Source organism: Bacillus sp. FJAT-22090, assembly GCF_001278755.1.
GTDB lineage: Bacteria > Bacillota > Bacilli > Bacillales_A > Planococcaceae > Psychrobacillus.
Genome location: NZ_CP012601.1, coordinates 713,606 through 732,816 on the forward strand (window position 1 = coordinate 713,606; position 19,211 = coordinate 732,816).

The 19,211-nt window shown below is 34.9% G+C and carries 18 protein-coding genes and 1 riboswitch; of the genes, 15 read left to right on the top strand and 3 right to left on the bottom strand.

Annotation, left to right across the window (positions count from 1 at the left end; genetic code table 11):
- Positions 1-96 precede the first annotated feature (96 nt).
- The 6 genes from AM499_RS03645 to AM499_RS03670 all read left to right on the top strand — a co-directional run bounded on the left by AM499_RS03645 (position 97) and on the right by AM499_RS03670 (position 8,213).
- Complete coding sequence (locus AM499_RS03645) at positions 97-2,118, top strand: sigma-54-dependent Fis family transcriptional regulator (protein WP_053588927.1); 2,022 nt, start codon at positions 97-99, stop codon at positions 2,116-2,118.
- Between the two features lie 153 nt (positions 2,119-2,271).
- Positions 2,272-3,366, top strand: a complete 1,095-nt coding sequence (locus AM499_RS03650) for a Leu/Phe/Val dehydrogenase (RefSeq protein WP_053588928.1) — start codon at positions 2,272-2,274, stop codon at positions 3,364-3,366.
- 91 nt (positions 3,367-3,457) lie between these two features.
- Positions 3,458-4,888: a dihydrolipoyl dehydrogenase gene (gene lpdA, locus AM499_RS03655; RefSeq protein WP_053588929.1), complete on the top strand. Its 1,431-nt coding sequence runs from the start codon at positions 3,458-3,460 to the stop codon at positions 4,886-4,888.
- A 14-nt stretch (positions 4,889-4,902) separates the two neighbouring features.
- Positions 4,903-5,913 carry a thiamine pyrophosphate-dependent dehydrogenase E1 component subunit alpha gene (locus AM499_RS03660; protein WP_053588930.1) on the top strand — a complete coding sequence of 337 codons (1,011 nt, stop codon included), beginning with the start codon at positions 4,903-4,905 and terminating at the stop codon, positions 5,911-5,913.
- Complete coding sequence (locus AM499_RS03665; protein WP_053588931.1) at positions 5,913-6,896, top strand: alpha-ketoacid dehydrogenase subunit beta; 984 nt, start codon at positions 5,913-5,915, stop codon at positions 6,894-6,896. Before AM499_RS03660 ends, AM499_RS03665 begins: the two co-directional genes overlap by 1 nt.
- A gap of 18 nt (positions 6,897-6,914) precedes the next feature.
- On the top strand, positions 6,915-8,213 hold the full coding sequence (locus AM499_RS03670) for a dihydrolipoamide acetyltransferase family protein (protein ID WP_053588932.1): 1,299 nt from the start codon (positions 6,915-6,917) through the stop codon (positions 8,211-8,213).
- A gap of 232 nt (positions 8,214-8,445) precedes the next feature.
- On the opposite strand, the gene AM499_RS03675 is transcribed toward AM499_RS03670, so the two are convergent.
- Positions 8,446-8,640, bottom strand: coding sequence for a hypothetical protein (locus tag AM499_RS03675; protein WP_053588933.1), 195 nt, complete (start codon positions 8,638-8,640; stop codon positions 8,446-8,448).
- A gap of 202 nt (positions 8,641-8,842) precedes the next feature.
- Here AM499_RS03675 and AM499_RS03680 point away from each other — a divergent pair, with 202 nt between their 5' ends.
- The 5 genes from AM499_RS03680 to AM499_RS03700 all read left to right on the top strand — a co-directional run bounded on the left by AM499_RS03680 (position 8,843) and on the right by AM499_RS03700 (position 12,840).
- The gene (locus tag AM499_RS03680) at positions 8,843-10,078 is read left to right on the top strand and encodes a sensor histidine kinase (protein ID WP_053588934.1); all 1,236 of its coding nucleotides are present in this window, start codon (positions 8,843-8,845) and stop codon (positions 10,076-10,078) included.
- Between the two features lie 271 nt (positions 10,079-10,349).
- Complete coding sequence (locus AM499_RS03685; RefSeq protein WP_053588935.1) at positions 10,350-10,895, top strand: GNAT family N-acetyltransferase; 546 nt, start codon at positions 10,350-10,352, stop codon at positions 10,893-10,895.
- A gap of 491 nt (positions 10,896-11,386) precedes the next feature.
- Positions 11,387-11,806 carry a VOC family protein gene (locus tag AM499_RS03690; protein ID WP_053588936.1) on the top strand — a complete coding sequence of 140 codons (420 nt, stop codon included), beginning with the start codon at positions 11,387-11,389 and terminating at the stop codon, positions 11,804-11,806.
- Between the two features lie 30 nt (positions 11,807-11,836).
- Positions 11,837-12,283 carry a GyrI-like domain-containing protein gene (locus tag AM499_RS03695; RefSeq protein WP_053588937.1) on the top strand — a complete coding sequence of 149 codons (447 nt, stop codon included), beginning with the start codon at positions 11,837-11,839 and terminating at the stop codon, positions 12,281-12,283.
- 38 nt (positions 12,284-12,321) lie between these two features.
- Entirely contained in the window at positions 12,322-12,840 is a 519-nt protein-coding gene (locus AM499_RS03700) for a GNAT family N-acetyltransferase (protein ID WP_053588938.1), read from the top strand.
- A 216-nt stretch (positions 12,841-13,056) separates the two neighbouring features.
- Here the strand turns inward: AM499_RS03700 and AM499_RS03705 are convergent, their stop codons facing one another.
- Positions 13,057-13,722, bottom strand: coding sequence for a potassium channel family protein (locus tag AM499_RS03705; protein WP_053588939.1), 666 nt, complete (start codon positions 13,720-13,722; stop codon positions 13,057-13,059).
- A 114-nt stretch (positions 13,723-13,836) separates the two neighbouring features.
- A complete protein-coding gene (locus tag AM499_RS03710) occupies positions 13,837-15,165 on the bottom strand; it encodes a TrkH family potassium uptake protein (protein WP_053588940.1) in 1,329 nt (442 codons plus the stop codon).
- A 146-nt stretch (positions 15,166-15,311) separates the two neighbouring features.
- Positions 15,312-15,456: riboswitch (cyclic di-AMP (ydaO/yuaA leader) on the bottom strand.
- Between the two features lie 220 nt (positions 15,457-15,676).
- Between AM499_RS03710 and AM499_RS03715 the strand changes: the two genes are divergently transcribed.
- From AM499_RS03715 to AM499_RS03730, 4 genes are all read left to right on the top strand, one after another.
- On the top strand, positions 15,677-16,159 hold the full coding sequence (locus AM499_RS03715; protein ID WP_053588941.1) for a GyrI-like domain-containing protein: 483 nt from the start codon (positions 15,677-15,679) through the stop codon (positions 16,157-16,159).
- Between the two features lie 88 nt (positions 16,160-16,247).
- Positions 16,248-17,714, top strand: coding sequence for an amidase family protein (locus tag AM499_RS03720; protein ID WP_053588942.1), 1,467 nt, complete (start codon positions 16,248-16,250; stop codon positions 17,712-17,714).
- Between the two features lie 210 nt (positions 17,715-17,924).
- On the top strand, positions 17,925-18,380 hold the full coding sequence (locus AM499_RS03725) for a GNAT family N-acetyltransferase (protein WP_053588943.1): 456 nt from the start codon (positions 17,925-17,927) through the stop codon (positions 18,378-18,380).
- A gap of 117 nt (positions 18,381-18,497) precedes the next feature.
- Entirely contained in the window at positions 18,498-19,148 is a 651-nt protein-coding gene (locus tag AM499_RS03730) for an HAD hydrolase-like protein (RefSeq protein ID WP_053588944.1), read from the top strand.
- The last annotated feature ends 63 nt before the right edge of the window (positions 19,149-19,211 follow it).

The following is a 19,211-nucleotide window of genomic DNA, read 5'->3' on the forward strand; positions in this document are numbered from 1 at the left end:
TACATGTGAGAAAATTATTGTCAACTCATGGAACTTACGTTATGATTATGAAGAAGTGCAATTACTTGCAGAGTTTAAATGGGGGTGTGCATATTTTTGCAAAACATATTAATCGTTGGAGCAGGTAAAGGCGGATATGCACTTTTGAAGTTATTTGAAGAGGCAGACTACCTTCAAGTGAAAGCAGTAGTTGATATTGACGAAAATGCTCTTGGCATGCAATATGCAAAAAAACAGCAAATTCCTACATATACCGATTGGAAGGATCTTATAAAAGGTGATATCCAAATAATTATTGACGTCACTGGAAAAAAAGAAGTTTTTTTAGAACTTCTAGCAGATAGACCGGCAACGGCAGTTTTAATTCCAGGTGAAATTGCAAATTTAATCGTCACATTATTAGAAGAGAAAAATAAATTTATTCAAATTTTAGATAACAAAAATACAATACAAGAACTAATTTTTAATTCAGTTGAAGAAGGTATGATTGGTATTGATGAAAATGGCATCGTGAACTTTTTTAATAAAAGCGCCTCAAAAATGACTAATGTCTCTATAGAGGATGCCATAGGAGAGCATATTTATAATGTTATTTCTCAAAGTGAGTTACCAAGAGTATTCGATACAGGACAGACTGAGTTAAATAAAGAACTAATTCTTGAAAGCGGTACCAAAATAGTCACCTCAAGATATCCGATGATTAATGAGGAAGGACAAAAGATTGGTGCATTTGCTGTTTTTAAAGATATAACAGAAGTTGTCCAACTTGCAGAAGAAATCACCAATTTAACAGAAATACAAACGATGCTGGAAGCAATTATCCAGTCTAGCGATGATGCTATTTCCGTAGTAGATGAGGATGGAAAAGGGATACTTATTAATCCTGCATATTCGCGGATTACTGGATTGAAGGAAGAAGAAGTAATAGGGAAACCTGCGACAGCGGATATTTCTGAAGGAGAGAGTATACATTTAAAAGTTCTCCAAACACGCAAGCCTATTCGAGGAGTTAATATAAGAGTAGGTAAGGAGAAAAAAGATGTTATTGTGAACGTTGCTCCAATTGTTGTCAATGACCGACTTAAAGGTAGTGTAGGTGTTATACACGATATGACCGAAATGAGATCTCTCATGAAAGAGCTCGATCAAGCACGTACACTCATTCGAAACTTGGAGTTTAGCTTTTCATTTGAAGATATTGTCGGTAAATCTGAAATCATTCAATTTGCAGTCAATCAAGCAAAGCTTGCTGCAAGCGTTCCGGTAACCGTGCTTTTAAGGGGAGAAGTCGGTTCGGGTAAAGAATTGTTCGCACATGCAATTCATAGTGCCAGTAATAGAAAATTTAAGCAATTCATCCGAGTAAATTGTAGCTCTCAGGAAGAACACTTATTAGAGCGTGAATTATTTGGTTATGATGATGGTGAAGTTAGCTATCCTGGCCTTTTTGATGAAGCAAATATGGGTACCATTTTCTTAGACGAAGTCGGTGAGTTAACTATTAGAACACAAGCGAAGTTACTCCGTGTACTTAGAGAAAATGCAATTGTAAGAGTAGGTGGTACCACACCTATTCCAGTCGATGTCCGAATAATAGCAGCGAGTTATTTTAATCTGGAGAAGTTAATGCGTGAAAGTACATTTCGAGAGGACTTTTATTTTCAGTTAAGCCGTATGCCGATCCATGTACCATCTTTAAGAGAGAGAAAACAAGACCTACCAGATATTGCGGATCATTTACTTGTGAAATTAAATAAGGAATTCGGTCGAAATATCGAAGGATTTACAAAATCCGCAATGGAAAGCTTGTTGTTATATGATTGGCCAGGAAATATACGTGAGCTTGAAAATGTTATTAGTCGAGCAATGATTTTTCTGGAAGCGCAAGATCGAATAATAGAAGAACATCATTTACCTAAATCGATATTGTCTATTTCAGATGACGCACAGGATGAAGTACAGATAGGTACACTTGCAGAGCAAATGGATGTTATGGAGAAAAAAGTACTACTGAATGCTCTCCGAGTTTGTGGAGGAAATAAATCTCAAACTGCAAAAAAGCTGAATATTTCATTGCGTACTTTATATTACAAATTAGAAAAATATAATCTAGATTAATGAGGTATTTTACATGGGGATGTAAAATCAAAGGAATGTCCATTGATATTTTTTCAAAGGGGTTTCAAACATAAAATTACATGGGGATGTATTTTACGAAAATAATATTTTCGAAAAAATAAATAATAACTTAACTACTAGGAGGAACTACAGATGGAAATTTTCAAATATATGGAGACTTACGATTATGAGCAATTGGTATTTTGCCAAGACAAAACATCCGGATTAAAAGCGATTATCGCTATTCATGATACTACATTAGGACCTGCTCTTGGAGGTACTCGCATGTGGAACTACGCAACAGAAGAAGAAGCGATTGAAGATGCACTACGATTGGCAAAGGGAATGACTTATAAAAATGCAGCTGCGGGCTTAAACTTAGGTGGCGGAAAAACTGTTATTATTGGAGATCCATTGAAAGATAAAAATGAAGAAATGTTCCGTGCATTTGGTCGATTCATTCAAGGTTTAAACGGACGATATATTACTGCGGAAGATGTTGGTACAACAGTAGCAGATATGGATTTAATTCATGAAGAAACAAACTATGTGACTGGAATTTCTGAAGCGTTTGGTTCGTCAGGTAATCCTTCTCCAGTTACAGCTTATGGTGTGTATGTTGGAATGAAAGCTGCAGCAAAAGAAGCATTTGGTTCAGATTCATTAGCAGGAAAAACAGTTGCGGTACAAGGTGTAGGAAACGTAGCATACACTTTATGTGAGTATTTACACAATGAAGGTGCTAAACTAATTATAGCGGACATCAACCAAGCTTCGGTTGATCGTGCTGTAAATGCATTTGGAGCAGTTCAAGTTGGCGTGGATGAGATATATTCACAAGAAGCAGATATTTTTGCACCATGTGCACTTGGAGCAATTATTAACGATTCTACAATTCCACAGCTAAAAGCTAAAGTTATTGCAGGTTCTGCAAATAACCAATTAAAAGATACAAAGCACGGTGATTTGATCCACGAAATGGGAATTGCATATGCACCTGATTATGTTATCAACTCTGGTGGAGTGATCAATGTTGCAGATGAATTATATGGCTATAATCATGACCGTGCAATGAACCGAGTTGCAGGTATTTATGATAAAATCGAACGAATTTTTGAAATTTCTAAACGTGATGGTATTCCAACTTACGTTGCGGCTGACCGTTTAGCAGAAGAGCGTATTGCACGCGTAAGCAAATCACGTAGCCAATTCTTACAAAACGGAAAACATATCATCACAGGAAGATAAGTCGAACAACTAAATTCATCCAATAACAGAATGGCCGTTTTTCTTAACAGTGAAGCGGCCTTCAAGATGGATTAATAAGGGGATGTAAAAGTTGGCAAAAGAATATGATGTAGTCATTATTGGTGGCGGTACTGGTGGTTATGTAGCCGCTATTCGTTCAGCTCAATTAGGTTTGAAAACAGCAATTGTAGAAAAAGGAAATTTAGGTGGTACTTGCTTGCACAAAGGGTGTATACCAAGTAAAGCTTTACTCCGAAGTGCTGAAGTATACGCCACAACGAAAAATCATGCTGCAGAATTTGGTGTAAATACCTCAGAAGTTACGCTTGATTTTAATCGAGTTCAATCTAGAAAAGAATCGATTGTCAGCCAATTACATCAAGGTGTGCAAGGCTTGATGAAAAAAGGGAAAATTGATGTCTATGAGGGTACAGGAAGAATGCTAGGGCCATCTATTTTCTCACCTTCTCCAGGCGGAACTATCTCAGTGGAGATGAATAGCGGCGATGAAAATGAGATGCTTATCCCTAAAAATGTAGTAATCGCTACTGGCTCTAGACCGCGTACCCTACCAGGATTAACAATTGATGGGGAATATGTTATGAGCTCTGATGAAGCATTAGCTATGACAGAATTGCCGAAGTCAATTTTAATAGTTGGTGGAGGAGTAATTGGAATCGAGTGGGCTTCTATGTTAAATGATTTTGGTGTAGAAGTGACGGTTATCGAATATGCCGATCGTATTATTCCTACAGAAGATAAAGATATTTCAAAAGAAATGCAAAAACTTCTATCTAAAAAAGGGGTAACCTTTGCCACAAGTGCTAAGGTTCTTCCAGAGACACTTCAAACAGCGGATAATCAGGTGACTATTTCTGCTGAACTTAATGGAGAAACTAAAACTTTTACTGCTGAAAAAATGCTTGTATCAGTCGGACGTCAAGCAAATGTTGAGGGCATCGGAATTGAGAATACGGATATAATTGTTGAAAATGGATTTATCCAAGTATCTGAAACTTTTCAAACGAAAGAATCTCATATTTATGCGATTGGGGATGTAATTGGTGGGCTTCAGCTGGCCCATGTTGCAAGTCATGAAGGTATTAATGCAATTGAACATATTGCCGGCAACCACACATTACCTATCGACTATAAATTAGTTTCGCGTTGTATCTATTCTAGCCCAGAGGCTTCAAGTGTTGGTATTACAGAACAACAAGCAAAAGAACAAGGCTTTGATGTTAAAATAGGAAAATTCTCATTTAAAGCAATTGGGAAAGCACTAGTTTATGGGGAATCAGATGGTTTCGTTAAAATTGTTGCGGATAAAGAAACAAATGATATTTTAGGAGTTCATATGATTGGTCCACACGTGACGGATATGATATCTGAAGCTGGTCTTGCTATGGTTCTTGATGCAACACCATGGGAAATTGCACATACGATTCATCCACACCCAACGCTTAGCGAAGTAATTGGTGAAGCGGCATTAGCTGTTGACGGAAAAGCTATTCATATGTAAAAGGAGGAGTTCTGATGACAACAAATCGTCATGAAGAATTAGGTTTAACAAATGAAGATGTGCTAAAAATGTTTGAAACGATGTTAATGGCTCGTCGTATTGATGAACGTATGTGGTTATTAAACCGAGCAGGGAAAATTCCATTCGTTATTTCCTGCCAAGGTCAAGAAGCTGCACAAGTAGGCGCTGCGTATGCGCTTGATAATACAAAAGACTATATCGCACCATATTATCGTGATATGGGTGTAGTATTACACTTTGGTATGACACCTAGAGATTTAATGTTATCTGCTTTTGCAAAAGCAGAGGATCCAAACTCTGGTGGTCGTCAGATGCCAGGTCATTTTGGTCAAAAGAAAAATAGAATTTTAACTGGCTCATCACCAGTTACTACTCAATTACCACATGCGGTAGGCGTAGCATTAGCTGCTAAAATTGAGAAAAAAGATTTTATTACATTCGTAACTCTTGGAGAAGGCTCTTCGAACCAAGGAGACTTTCACGAAGGCTTGAACTTTGCAGGAGTACACCAATTACCTTGTATAACTATGGTTGAGAACAACAAATATGCAATTTCTGTCCCATTTGAACGCCAAGTGGCAAGTAAAAATGTAGCAGACCGTGCTATTAGTTATGGAATGCCTGGTGTTACAGTAGATGGTAAAGATCCTATTGAAGTGTATAAAGTAGTAAAAGAAGCAGCGGATCGTGCTCGTAATGGTGGAGGACCTAGCTTAATTGAAGCGGTAACATACCGTTTGACAGCCCATTCTTCAGATGATGATGACCGCCAATATCGTACAGCAGAAGATATAGCAGAAGGTAAAGCCCTAGACCCACTTATTACATTTGCTAAATATTTAAGAGATCTTGATATTTTATCAACGGATTTAGAAAAAGAAATAAACGACCGTGTGATGAAAGAAGTAAATGAAGCTACTGACTATGCAGAAAATGCGCCTTATGCTGCTCCCGAAGATGCATTGAAGCATGTATATGCTGAAAAAGATGGGGGGAATGCATAATGGCAGTTATGTCTTATATCGATGCAATCACACTTGCAATGAAAGAAGAAATGACTCGTGATGAGCGCGTCTTCATCTTAGGTGAAGACGTAGGTCGTAAAGGTGGCGTATTCAAAGCAACAAATGGACTATATGATGAGTTTGGGGAATACCGTGTCCTTGATACACCACTTGCTGAATCTGCGATTGCTGGAGTTGGAATTGGTGCCGCTATGTATGGTTTACGTCCGATTGCAGAAATGCAATTTGCTGACTTTATCATGCCAGCAGTGAACCAAATTATTTCCGAAGCATCCCGTATTCGTTACCGTTCTAATAATGATTGGACCTGTCCAATTGTTATTCGTGCTCCTTTTGGTGGCGGTATTCATGGTGCACTCTATCATTCCCAATCAGTAGAGGCAGTTTTTGCAAACCAACCTGGTTTAAAAATTGTAATTCCTTCTACTCCATATGATGCAAAGGGATTACTAAAAGCAGCTATTCGTGATGAGGACCCAGTTATGTTCTTTGAGCATAAGCGTGCATATCGTCTAATTAAAGGTGAAGTGCCAGAAGACGATTATACAATTGAAATTGGTAAAGCAGATGTAAAACGTGAAGGGGAAGATATTACGGTTATTACGTATGGTCTAGCTGTTCACTTTGCACTCCAAGCAGCTGAACGATTAGAAAAAGACGGAATTTCTGCCCATATTCTAGATTTACGTACGATTTATCCTTTAGATAAAGAAGCGATTATAGAAGCCGCATCTAAAACAGGAAAAGTATTACTTGTTACAGAAGATAACAAAGAAGGTAGTATCATCAGTGAGGTTGCTGCAATCATTGCAGAAAACTGCTTATTTGATTTAGATGCTCCGATTATGCGTCTTGCTGGTCCTGATGTTCCTGCTATGCCATATGCACCAACGATGGAAAAATTCTTCATGATCAATCCAGACAAAGTCGAAAAAGCAATGCGCGAGCTAGCGGAATATTAACAGGAAGGAGTAATTCATATGGCTCTAGAACAAATTAAAATGCCCCAGCTTGGTGAGAGTGTGACCGAGGGAACGATTGAAAAGTGGTTAGTAAAGCCAGGGGATCACGTAAACAAATACGATGCACTTGCAGAAGTAAATACAGACAAAGTAACAGCTGAAGTACCTTCTTCCTTTACAGGTGTTATTAAAGAGCTTATCGCCAACGAGGGAGATACACTTGCTGTTGGAGAAGTAGTCTGTACAATTGAAACAGAAGGTGGCTCTTCAGAAGAAGTAAATGAAGCAGCTCCTGAACAGCCTACTGCTGAAACAGTTAAACTGGCTGAATTACAAAAGCTTGATACTCCTGCACCAGTTCACCGTGAAAAAGGTGCAAAAGCACGCTATTCACCTGCTGTTTTAAAACTATCACAAGAACATGGTATTGATCTCTCACTAGTAAATGGTACTGGTAATGAAGGTCGTATAACTCGTAAAGATTTACTGAAAATTATTGAGAGTGGAGATATCCCAGTTGCAGCTCCTGAAATCTCTAAAGAAGAAAAGGTACATGAAACAGTGCAAACTACTTCAGCCCCAAAATCAGCTCCAGCTAATATTCCTGTAGCAGTTGGTGATATAGAGATTCCTGTGACAGGCGTTCGTAAAGCTATCGCTGCAAATATGCTTCGTAGTAAACACGAAGCCCCACATGCTTGGACAATGATTGAAGTGGATGTGACAAGTTTAGTTAACTACCGTGACTCCATTAAAAATGAGTTCAAGCAAAAAGAAGGCTTTAACGTTACCTATTTTGCGTTCTTCGTAAAAGCAGTTGCACAAGCGCTAAAAGAATTCCCTATGATGAATTCAATGTGGGCAGGAGATAAAATTGTACAGAAAAAAGATATCAACATATCAATTGCCGTAGCAACTGAAGATGCTCTTTTCGTTCCTGTTATTAAAAATGCAGATGAAAAAACGATTAAAGGTATAGCTCGTGAAGTAAACGAGCTTGCTTCAAAAGTTCGTTCTGGCAAATTAAAATCAGAGGAAATGCAAGGTGGTACATTCACTGTAAACAACACAGGGTCATTTGGTTCTGTTCAGTCGATGGGAATCATCAACTACCCGCAAGCAGCCATTCTTCAAGTAGAATCTATCGTGAAACGTCCAGTAATAATGGATGGCGGTATGATTGCAGCGCGTGATATGGTAAACCTTTGCCTTTCTTTAGATCATCGTGTACTTGACGGTCTAGTTTGTGGTCGCTTCCTAGCTAGAGTAAAAGAAATTTTAGAAAATATTTCTAAAGAAAATACATCTGTTTATTAACAAAAGAGGCTCAAAATCGGTAAGATACGATTTTGAGTCATTTTTACATAATGGATGAAAAAAATTATAAAACATAAAATTTGATCGTCCAAAAAACTAATTGCAAAGTTAAATTTAATGCAATTTAGTTCATTCTAAATGGTACTATTGAAACATTAAAAGAAAAAAAATCCCCGTTTGCTACTCTAATGTTAGTGTAACAGACCGGGGAGATGATTCTGCTTAATATATATTATGATCCAGCGTCTTCCGTATCAGAATCCTCATTTTTTTTGTTCTCATCAGGAACACCACTGTCATTTTGGCCGTCATCTTCTAATAAAGGATCGTTTACTTCAATTTCTTCTACATCTTTGTCCTCTCCACATGCTCCGAGTAAGAAGATAGAAGACAGTGCTAATGGTAATGCAATCGTTCTTTTTTTCATTGTTTATCCCTCCTAATATTAGGTTCTTTCTATTTATCTACCTCATTAATAATTTTATAAACTTATATTGAGTGTAATTAAAGAATAAATAGATTAATTAGAAGTGTAATATCATGTATAATAGATTATTACCGTTTAAAATAAGTATTTTTAATGAATTAAGAATCTCTTGCTGCTAATACAGAAGAGAGGAGGATATCTATTGCTAGAAACTTTTTTGATAAATATATTATTTATGATTTTTCCTGTGCTATTGTTTGTGATTTTCTTTGATAATTATAAAAAGGAATATAGCTATTCTCTCGTTATATTTTCTTTCTCTATATCAATGATTCTTTGCATGCTATATCCGATCGAATTGGAACTGGGATTTAATATTGATTTGCGATATATTGCATTTATAATTGTTGGACTTTATGGTGGATATAGAGGATTATTTCCACTTTACCTAGTACTGAATATATATCGATTTATTATTGGAGGAGAAGGTACATTACAATCTTTAATTCATTCGACTTTGGCTTTTATTGTTATACCATTATTATCTAAACAGTTCAATGAATATAGTCCAAAAAGGCGTATTATTACAGCTATAATGGTTGCATCCTTGAATGTTATTATATATCTGATTGTATTGTCTAATTATTTTGATGTATTAACGAATGAATATTGGTCATCAGCGTTTTTTATGTTGATCACTTCAATTATGGTGATGGGGCTAAATATGCTGATGATTGAAAAGATAATTTCCAACATTAAAAATCGGGAGAACCTCCTACGAACAGAGCGTTTACATGTTATGAGCGAACTTTCTGCAAGTGTATCCCATGAAATACGTAATCCGCTCACTGTTACAAAAGGGTTTCTTCAGTTATTGAATGTCTCCAAAACTATTTCAGCTCAAGATAAGAAATGCATAGATTACTCTTTAAAAGAATTGTTACGAGCAGAAAATATTATAAATGATTATTTAGCATTTTCTAAACCACAATCGGAGCATATGGTTTACTCAAATTTAAAAGAAGAGCTGGAATATGTCCAAAATGTATTAAGTCCTTATGCTCTATACAATAAAGTTGAGATTGTCACTAAATTTTCGAACACATTAAAAAAGGAATATGATCAAAATCAAATAAAGCAATGTTTTATCAACTTGATGAAAAATGGAATTGAAGCAATGAAGGGAGAAGGTGGTATTTTAAACGTTGAAATAATGGAGCAAGGCAGTAATATTATCATTTGTATAAAAGATTGCGGTGTAGGAATGACTAAAGATGAAATTCTTCAATTAGGAAAACCGTATTTTTCAAATAAAAAAGAGGGAACCGGTCTTGGAATGTTAATGGTCTATGGAACTCTAAGCAAGATGAAGGGGAAAATTGATGTACAAAGCAAAAAAGGAGTAGGAACAACTTTTACCATTACTATACCGACCTGAACCAATAACGGTCACATTGTCTATCAAATTGTAAAAGATTTGGTAGGCATTTTCTTTGTCAAAATACATCCTATTATAAAAAGAAGGTATCTATCTTCAAATCGTACTTTTATCAGCATGAAAGATGAGTTCGTTATAAAAATAGAAAGAAATAATAATATGGGATGTTTTATGTTGTATTTATGAGTTTCATATTCTTACTCAACTTGAAGGAATATAATGGTAGAGTGTTAAATTGTTCTAAAAACTATTTACTACGGAGGAATATACAATGATTATAAAAAAACAGGAGTTTAATGTTAATGGGATATATTATATTGTTAGATCAGCAATGGTTCAGGATGCACAAGAATTGTCAGAACTAAGAGTACAGATTGATAGTGAGACAGAAAATATGGACAGAGAAAAAGGGGAAGCTTTCATAGATACGCTTGGTTTTGAAAATTTAATCAAAACGGATACAGAAAGTAAGTGTAATCTTTTTTTAGTTGGAGTGGTGAATAATCGGATTGTTGCTTTTTCAAGGTGTGAGGGTAATCCCTTGAAACGCTTTGCACATAAAGTAGAATTTGGGGTTTGTGTATTAAAAGACTACTGGGGGTTCAAGATTGGAACAAATCTATTAAAAGAATCTATTGCTTGGGCAGATGCAAATGGACTAAAAAAAATAACCTTAAATGTTTTGGAAACAAACGAAAAAGCGATCAATCTATATAAAAAATATGGTTTTAGAACCGAAGGAATTTTACAAAATGACAAAATCCTTTCAGACGGTGAATTTTACAATACGGTAGTTATGGGAAGATATAATGGATAAAAGACTATAGCTCAGCTGAACAGTAGAATAAGGGAGTAAATAGGTTACATAAAAATAGTACGGAGAGATGAATATTGAAAAATGTAAACATCAAGCTTTCCTTCCTTTAGTAGGAATAAAATCATCCAGCATTTGCATATTGTATACTTCTCATGCATAGCCACCAACAGGATATCCACCTAAAAAAATCATTACCTTCGTCCATCATCTAAGATTGCACACTGCAATAATAATTCCAGTTGGAAGATCTCTTCGTTTCATACTTCGCCAGAACCTTTTCAAAGTCATTTTTTCCTATGTAGTCCAAAAAGAAACAAATTAATAGAAACAGTTTAAAGAAAAAATGGGAAATATTACTTTTCTATTAATACCATCATTTGAAAGGTATTAACTTTTCGGAAATGTTTAAAATTTTTAACGTTTTCAAAGAGGATATAAACATAGAAACATAGAATATATTTAGTGACATTTAACAAGGGGAGGCAAATGATTTGAACAATAAATTGTTAAGAGTAGGAACTACTTATATACCAGTATCAAATGTAGAGCTCTCATCAGAATGGTATATAAACAAATTAGGTGCAGAGCTTAGCTATAAGGATGAGGATAAAGCAATTCTAAATTTTGCTAACCAAAGTTTATTTCTTGTTCGAGCAAAAGATGGCCAAAGTTCCAACTTTCTTGATATTAACGGGGAAGAACGTTTTTCAATGACATTTGAAGTGAATGGTTTAGATGCTTTAGAAACTATTCATAAAGACTTTTTAGAAAAAGAGATAAAAGTAGGGGGAATTGAAAACAGAGGTCATGCAGGAAGGAACTTTGTATTTTATGATCCGGACGGTAACAAGTTTGATGTTTGGAGTGAATTGAGTCCAAAATTTTTACATTTAGTGACTGTAAGAAGTTAAGCTTATCATTAGTTAGGGGGCTAAGAGGATATGGAATTCAAACAGATAAAAAAGAATTTTAAAGTAGTAGGTATGAAAAATAGTGGTGTTTTTGCTGATTATGGGAATGAGGTTCCCAAGTTTGCACAGCAATTTCTGAGACGAGCAAATGAGATAAAAAATAGTTCAGAAACTGAAATTGCACTTTATGAACAAAAAAGAAATGATAACCATCTCGAGGGTCAGTATTATGTGGGGTTAATTGTTAATGGTACTCTAAATGAAGTTCCAACCGGTATGGAATATATTGAAACTACCCAGGACTACGTTAATATGAGAGGTAAAATTTCTGATATAGGAAAACTCCATAATGAATTATTAAAATGGGCAGATGAACAAGGATTTCAAAGGGATTTAGAATCTTATATTGTTGAAACATATCATCAAAATGAAAATAATGAAGAGGAGGTAGAGATATACTTGCCAATACTTTTATAAATGATAGCAAACATTTATGTATGGGTAGGAGGTATTTAATGCAGTACGCTAACTGGGAAGAGTTTAAAATAATAATTGCAACTAACGATAAGTGCATGACTATTATTGACATGTTAAAGCAAGTTGCTCTATGGCTGAAAAAAAAAGAAATTAACCAATGGAGATTTCTGTTAGATAGCGGTGAAGATAAAGAAATTGAGCAAGACATAAATAATCGAAACACATATATTGTTTTAAAAGATGATGAAATCGTAGCAACATTTACTCTTCTATCTAAACAAAGTGAATGGGATAGGCACATTTGGGGGGATGATCTAACATCAACTTCGCTATATTTACATAGACTCGCAATCCAGCCCAATTATATGAACAAAGGAATAGGATCTAGTATTTTAGAGTGGATTCAAAAGAATATTAGAAGAGATATAGAATGTATAAAACTAGATTGTGTTGCTGACAATGTAAAACTAAATAAATTTTATAAGAGCAATGGCTTTGAACTAGTGGGCATAGAAGACGGTCATAGTAAATTTCAAAAAAGTGTAATAATAGATTAATTCTTATAGTATAAAATGATAAAAAACTAATAGTCCCTTTAGTAATGAAGAATATAGTTTAGTTGATAGCATTCAGCTTTTGACAGAACAGCTCTTTCTTCTTCAACTAAAGAATGTTTTAGTTGAAGAAGAAAGTACATAAAATTTTAAGGGAGCTGCTGAATTTTTCTTAAGAACAAAGCTCATCATCTCTTTAAATTTTTCGATTACTATAGTTTACAACATCTTTTCTTCAAAGCGTTTTAAGTCATTATTATTACCCATTGCCACTAGTACATCGTTTTCTCGAATAATATCAGTAGGTAATGGAGAAACGTTAATTTGTTCATTTCTAATAATTGCTAGAATTGTAATGCCGAATTTTGCCCGTACATCTAAATCAAGCAATGATCGACTATGTATTAGATTTGTAGCTCGAAGTTCTACTACACTATATTCTTTGGACAAGTTAATATAATCTAACAATCGATCCGAGGACATAGATTGAGCAGTTCGAATTCCCATTTCCACTTCAGGATGTATAACACGATCTGCTCCAATTTTCTCTAAAACCTTTTGATGGTACGTATTTTGGGCTTTGACCCATACAGTATGAACCCCAAATTCCTTTAAATTGAGAGTCGTGAGTACACTATCTTGAATATTCTCTCCGATTGCTACTACAACATGGTCAAAATTCCGTATCCCGATCGACTTAAGAAAAGCCTCGTCTGTGGAGTTTCCATGAATTGCATGGGTTGAATACTGTATAAAGTTTTCAACTCTGTCTAGGTCACGATCTATTGCCAACACTTCATGACCAAGCGTATATAACTCTCTACACACACTTCCTCCAAATCTTCCCAATCCAATAACAGCAAATAGTTTCTCTTGTTTTGGCATTTTGTTACCTCCTCTTTTCATTTGTAGACATCTAAAAAAATACTATTCGATTTATTGGCAATCACAAAGTTAGTTAGGAACTAAAATGATTTATATAGTAATCCTAAAGGTGATTTATCCAGTAAATACTTGGTCATATGGATAGCGATAATGAACCTTTTTAGGTTTCATTAGCAAGAAAAATAAAGTCAATGGACCAATTCTTCCTACGAACATAACCATACATAAAAGGACTTCACCTATATCGCTTAGTTGAGCTGTTATTCCCATTGACAATCCAACAGTGCCGAAAGCTGATACCACTTCAAACGCAAGTGGAAGGAAGGGAATATTTTCGGTAATGGTTAATAAAAAGATAAATGAAAGGACGATGAATAACCCGATTGTTGCAATCGCTAAAGATCGTATTACTATATCGAGACGAATAGATCGTCCAAATAATTCTGGTTCTCCACGTTGACGCAAGAATGCCAGTGTAGCAAGAATAATAACGATAAAAGTTGTTAGCTTTATCCCTGATGCTGTTGATGCACTTCCAGCACCAATAAACATTAAGACCATCGTCAAAAGAATTGTAGGATCTTCCATATCACCATAATTTAACGTATTAAACCCTGCAGTGCGAGGGGATACGCCTTGAAAGTAGGAAACCATCACTTTCTCATATAATGGCATATTGCCGATAGTTGCTGGATTATCATTTTCGAGTATGAAAACTATGCAGACAGCTACAACGTTAATGATAATTGTGCCGATAATCATCATTTTCGTATGAAGTGACCATTCCTTGAATGATTTTTTCTGATGAATATCATATAAAACGGTAAAACCGATACCACCAATTATAAAAAGCGCTGTTATCACAATATTCACAATAGGATCGTTTGCAAATTCGATTAAGTTATCTGGAAATAAGGAAAAACCTGCATTATTAAAGGCAGAAATAACATGGAAAATACTTATATACACGGCATCCTTAAAGCCAAAAGTAGGAATCCAGTGTATGCTCAATATGATTATTGCAAAAAGTTGAACCGATAAAACAAATGATAATATCAGCTTAACTAATTTGATAATGCCACCTATTGACTCTTGATTAAAAGATTCTTGCATATAAATACGATTTTGTAACCCAATTTTCTTTTTAAGAAGAATAAGTATAGCTACTGCAAATGTCATCAAGCCGATACCACCACATTGTATTAAAATCATTAATACAATTTCCCCAAACAGAGTGAGCGTAGTACCAGGGTCAAAAACACTGAGCCCAGTAACTGTAGTTGCTGACGTTGCTACGAATAATGCATCCGTCCATGATATATAGGTCGTAGTAGCAAAGGGGAGCTTTAAGCAAAGTGTCCCAATCATTATTAAAAATAAGAAACTTCCAGCAATAATAACAGGAGGTGAAACTACAATTCTTTTCTTTTTAATTCCACGCATGCTAACACTCCCCAAAGAGTAAATTTAGAAACAAAACTCGAAAATCTTAGCATTACATAACATCACAAAATAATGGCTAAATACAAAAAAAGTCCACAAGGCATAGGTAATAGCCTAGTGGACATTATTTCATTCTCACTAGCTCCAATTCCTCTCTCAGAACGCTTACGAGGTTAGCTGTCGGATTTGGGCCAATAGAGTAGCCCTACCTACATTCATAGGATTCACCCCACGCGGCATAAATGCCACAAATGGTTCCCCCGTTTCTAATGAATTAAGCGATTTAGAAATATGAAACTGCAAGTAATAATACTCCTATAAATTTAACTTGTAAATAGAATTTTTATGAGTGTAAATTGTTCTCGATATATACCCTTTTCTAAGCTCTGATTACGATGGTGTTTCCGCGAAGAAAAAGCGCTTAAAAATTTTAGTTTTACTTCATGAACAGGAATATTTCTAGAGTTTGTAGAAGTTTATAGAGAGTGTTAATAGATAAGGGGGAAAATTTATGACAAAACAATTCTTACAGAATCCATCTATTGAATGCCTTGATGAAATTAAGTTAGTTGGCTTTCGTATATTATGTGAGGGTACTCAATATGTAAACGAAATACCCAAGGTAGCTAACCATCTAAATGAACGATTAAGTGAGATTAAAAATGTTCTAAATCCATTTGTACAATTTGGAGCATTTGTTGTTGATAGTCTTTCCGAAAATCAAGATGGCTACTGGGTATGTATGCAGGTTAAAGAGTATGAGGAGATTCCAGAAGGGATGGTTACTTTAACTGTTCCACCTCAAAAATATATTGTGTGGAGACATAAGGGACCAAACCTTAAAATCAGAGATGCTTACGAACGTTTACATTCTTGGATGGAAGCAAACGGGTATGAAAGACAATTGGATAAATGGCATTTAGAGAGATTTCATAGTTGGAATTATACAGAAAATGTGGATGTAGAGCTATTGGACACGGTTAAAATTGATTAAACCTGTTGAACTCACATATTCGTATTTTATGAAGCTTTACAGCATAAAAAATATAGGTAAAAATATAGAGAAATTTAAGGGGATCTAAATGAAGATCAAGTTCAAACATTTTTTTAAAGAAGAATTAACGATACATGAAATACAGGATGCATTAGAAGAAGGGGAAATAACCTCAAAAGAGTTAGTTATGTATTACCTTGATAGAATAGCGAAGTTTGACCAAGAAGGTCCGATGGTAAATTCTGTCCTTGAAATAAATCCAGATGCTATTTTTATAGCCGAAGCACTTGATCATGAAAGAAAGACAAAAGGAGCTAGAGGGCTTTTACATGGAATTCCTGTATTGCTTAAAGACAATATTGAAACAAATGATTTCATGCATACAAGTGCCGGAACACTCGCTTTAGAAAATCATCTTAGTAAGCATGACGCATTTCTTGTTGAAAAACTACGCGTATCAGGTGCAATTATTTTAGGTAAATCAAATATGACTGAATTGGCTAATGGAATGTCCTCTACTATGTGGGCAGGTTATAGTTCTAGAGGTGGACAAGTATTAAATCCATATGGGAGTGATCTATTTGTCGGTGGTTCTAGCTCGGGTTCTGCTGTGGCGGTTGCTTCCAATTTTACGGTAGTATCTGTTGGTACTGAGACAGATGCTTCTATACTCAGTCCTGCCATTCAAAATTCAGTAGTTGGAATTAAACCTACAGTTGGATTAATTAGTCGAACAGGAATCGTACCATTTACATATTCTCAAGATACTGCAGGACCTTTTGCAAGATCAGTTACGGATGCAGCAATTTTATTGGGTGCCATGACAGGAGTCGATAAATTGGATGCAGCTACGCTTAAAAGTGAAGGTATTTCAAAGCATGATTATACTGTATTCCTAGATTCTAAAGGATTGAAAGGAGCTAGAATCGGAGTATTTAACAATGCATCTGAAGATTTTTATACATCAGGGGAATACGATGAAAAACTGTTTTTAAAAGTTATTCAGACATTAAACGAAGAAGGAGCAGAAATTGTTGAAAATATCGAAATTCCTTCTTTTAAAAGGGATTGGAGTTGGGGAGTTCCTATATATGAACTGAAGCATAGTTTAGGAAATTATTTATCACAGCTTCCACACTACATACCAGTCCATTCAGATACCGAATTAATTCAATTCAATAAACAAAATGAGCAGAAAACATTAAAGTATGGGCAAAATAAGTTGGAATTTAGAGAAAGCCTTCCAAACACATTAAGAAACCCTGAATATTTAAATGCAAAATTAGAAGATTTGTATTTTTCACAGGAGATGGGAATCGACTATACTTTTAAAAAATATAACCTTGACGCAATTCTTTTTCCATCTTATATAGGATCTACAATAAGTGCTAAAGCTGGCTATCCATCTATAGCAGTTCCTGCTGGCTACATAGATAGTGGAAGACCATTTGGTGTAACTTTTGCAGGTATCGCATTTAGTGAGGGCGTATTAATAAAGCTTGCTTATGCTTTTGAACAAGCAACAAAACAACGAGTTTGTCCTGAATTTACATAATATAACTGTTAGGGAGAAATTAATTTTGGAATAGTATGGTATAATTTATTTTGCCTAAAAATTCAATTATTCTTATATTTTGTTGATAGGTATTATTGCTAGGGGGGCGTTCATTATGGTAAACAAAAGACTCTATATTGTGAATGACATTAAGGGGATTACGCTTTTTTAAAATACACGCGTTTCCCCAAAACAAAAAGGGGAAGTTTTATGAGAACAAATAATGTAAGATTGGTAGAATTAAATGAAGATAACTGGTATGAATGTTGTCAATTAGAGATTTCAGAAGAACAAAGCAATTATATTGAACCAAATGCCATATCTATAGCTCAGTCTAAGTTCGAACCTACATTAGAGCTATATGGTATTTACTTAGAAGAAAAAGTTGTTGGTTTTTTAATGTATAACTCTGTTCCAGAAGAACTTGAGGGACATTGGGTATATAGAATAATGGTGGATAAGCAATTCCAGGGTCAAGGTATTGGTAAAGCTGCAACTACGCTAATGATTAATGAGATGGCTAAATTACCAAATGTAAAGAAAATCGTAGTTGGTTATCATCCAGAAAATTTGGGGGCACATAATTTGTATGCCAGTTTGGGATTTATTGATCATGGTGATAGATTTGGAAAAGAAATGGCAGTTATTAAACATATAATTGAGTAATATATACATGGATGAGTGAAGAAAAAGGATCATTTATTGGTCCTTTTTTTATGAAAAATATTTTTTCTAAGAACTTAATCTTTTGCTAATCGTCTTATATTTAAAAGGTGGGTGTGTATGGAACAAGCAATTATATTTGATATGGATGGTACATTATTTCGAACTAATTTAATTTTAGAGCCTGCATTAGAAAAAACGTTTAATATGCTAAGAAAGGAAAATTTATGGACTGGAGAAACACCTATTAATAAGTATCGTGAAATTATGGGTGTGCCGTTACCAGAGGTTTGGAAAACATTATGTCCAAACCACTCTATTGAGATAAGAGAAAAAAGCAATGAGTTCTTCCAAGAAAAGTTAATTGAATTAATTAAAAAAGGAAAGGGTTCATTATATCCTTATTCGGAAATGGTGCTGGAATTGTTAAGTAAGAAGTATAATCTCTACATAGCTAGCAATGGACAAGAAGATTACTTACAAGCAATTGTTCATACATATACATTAGACAAGTATATTAAAAAGATATACAGTATTCAGTCAATACCTTCAGGACATAAATCTGATTTAGTAAAGAAGGTACTACAGGAAAATAATATTAGTACTGGATCAGTTGTTGGTGACCGTTTATCGGATATTAACGCAGCCAAGGACAACGGGTTAGTTTCTATAGGAGTGAATTTTGATTTTGCTCAATCGATTGAATTAGAAAAAGCAGATATAGTCATTGATGATTTAAGGGAGCTTATAAACATCGAGTTAAGAAATTAAATGTGTCAGGCACTTTAAAAAGTAACTTCCCAAAAAATATTGTGTATAGCACCGAAAATTCGG

Excerpts from the sequence above, each read along its gene's own strand:
- AM499_RS03670 (WP_053588932.1), top strand. The coding sequence starts at position 6,915 with ATGGCTCTAGAACAAATTAAAATGCCCCAGCTTGGTGAGAGTGTGACC.
- AM499_RS03700 (WP_053588938.1), top strand. The coding sequence starts at position 12,322 with ATGCAGTACGCTAACTGGGAAGAGTTTAAAATAATAATTGCAACTAAC.
- AM499_RS03695 (WP_053588937.1), top strand. The coding sequence starts at position 11,837 with ATGGAATTCAAACAGATAAAAAAGAATTTTAAAGTAGTAGGTATGAAA.
- AM499_RS03710 (WP_053588940.1), bottom strand. The coding sequence starts at position 15,165 with ATGCGTGGAATTAAAAAGAAAAGAATTGTAGTTTCACCTCCTGTTATT.
- AM499_RS03730 (WP_053588944.1), top strand. The coding sequence starts at position 18,498 with ATGGAACAAGCAATTATATTTGATATGGATGGTACATTATTTCGAACT.
- AM499_RS03685 (WP_053588935.1), top strand. The coding sequence starts at position 10,350 with ATGATTATAAAAAAACAGGAGTTTAATGTTAATGGGATATATTATATT.
- AM499_RS03660 (WP_053588930.1), top strand. The coding sequence starts at position 4,903 with ATGACAACAAATCGTCATGAAGAATTAGGTTTAACAAATGAAGATGTG.
- AM499_RS03665 (WP_053588931.1), top strand. The coding sequence starts at position 5,913 with ATGGCAGTTATGTCTTATATCGATGCAATCACACTTGCAATGAAAGAA.
- AM499_RS03675 (WP_053588933.1), bottom strand. The coding sequence starts at position 8,640 with ATGAAAAAAAGAACGATTGCATTACCATTAGCACTGTCTTCTATCTTC.
- AM499_RS03715 (WP_053588941.1), top strand. The coding sequence starts at position 15,677 with ATGACAAAACAATTCTTACAGAATCCATCTATTGAATGCCTTGATGAA.
- AM499_RS03720 (WP_053588942.1), top strand. The coding sequence starts at position 16,248 with ATGAAGATCAAGTTCAAACATTTTTTTAAAGAAGAATTAACGATACAT.
- AM499_RS03650 (WP_053588928.1), top strand. The coding sequence starts at position 2,272 with ATGGAAATTTTCAAATATATGGAGACTTACGATTATGAGCAATTGGTA.
- AM499_RS03705 (WP_053588939.1), bottom strand. The coding sequence starts at position 13,722 with ATGCCAAAACAAGAGAAACTATTTGCTGTTATTGGATTGGGAAGATTT.
- AM499_RS03725 (WP_053588943.1), top strand. The coding sequence starts at position 17,925 with ATGAGAACAAATAATGTAAGATTGGTAGAATTAAATGAAGATAACTGG.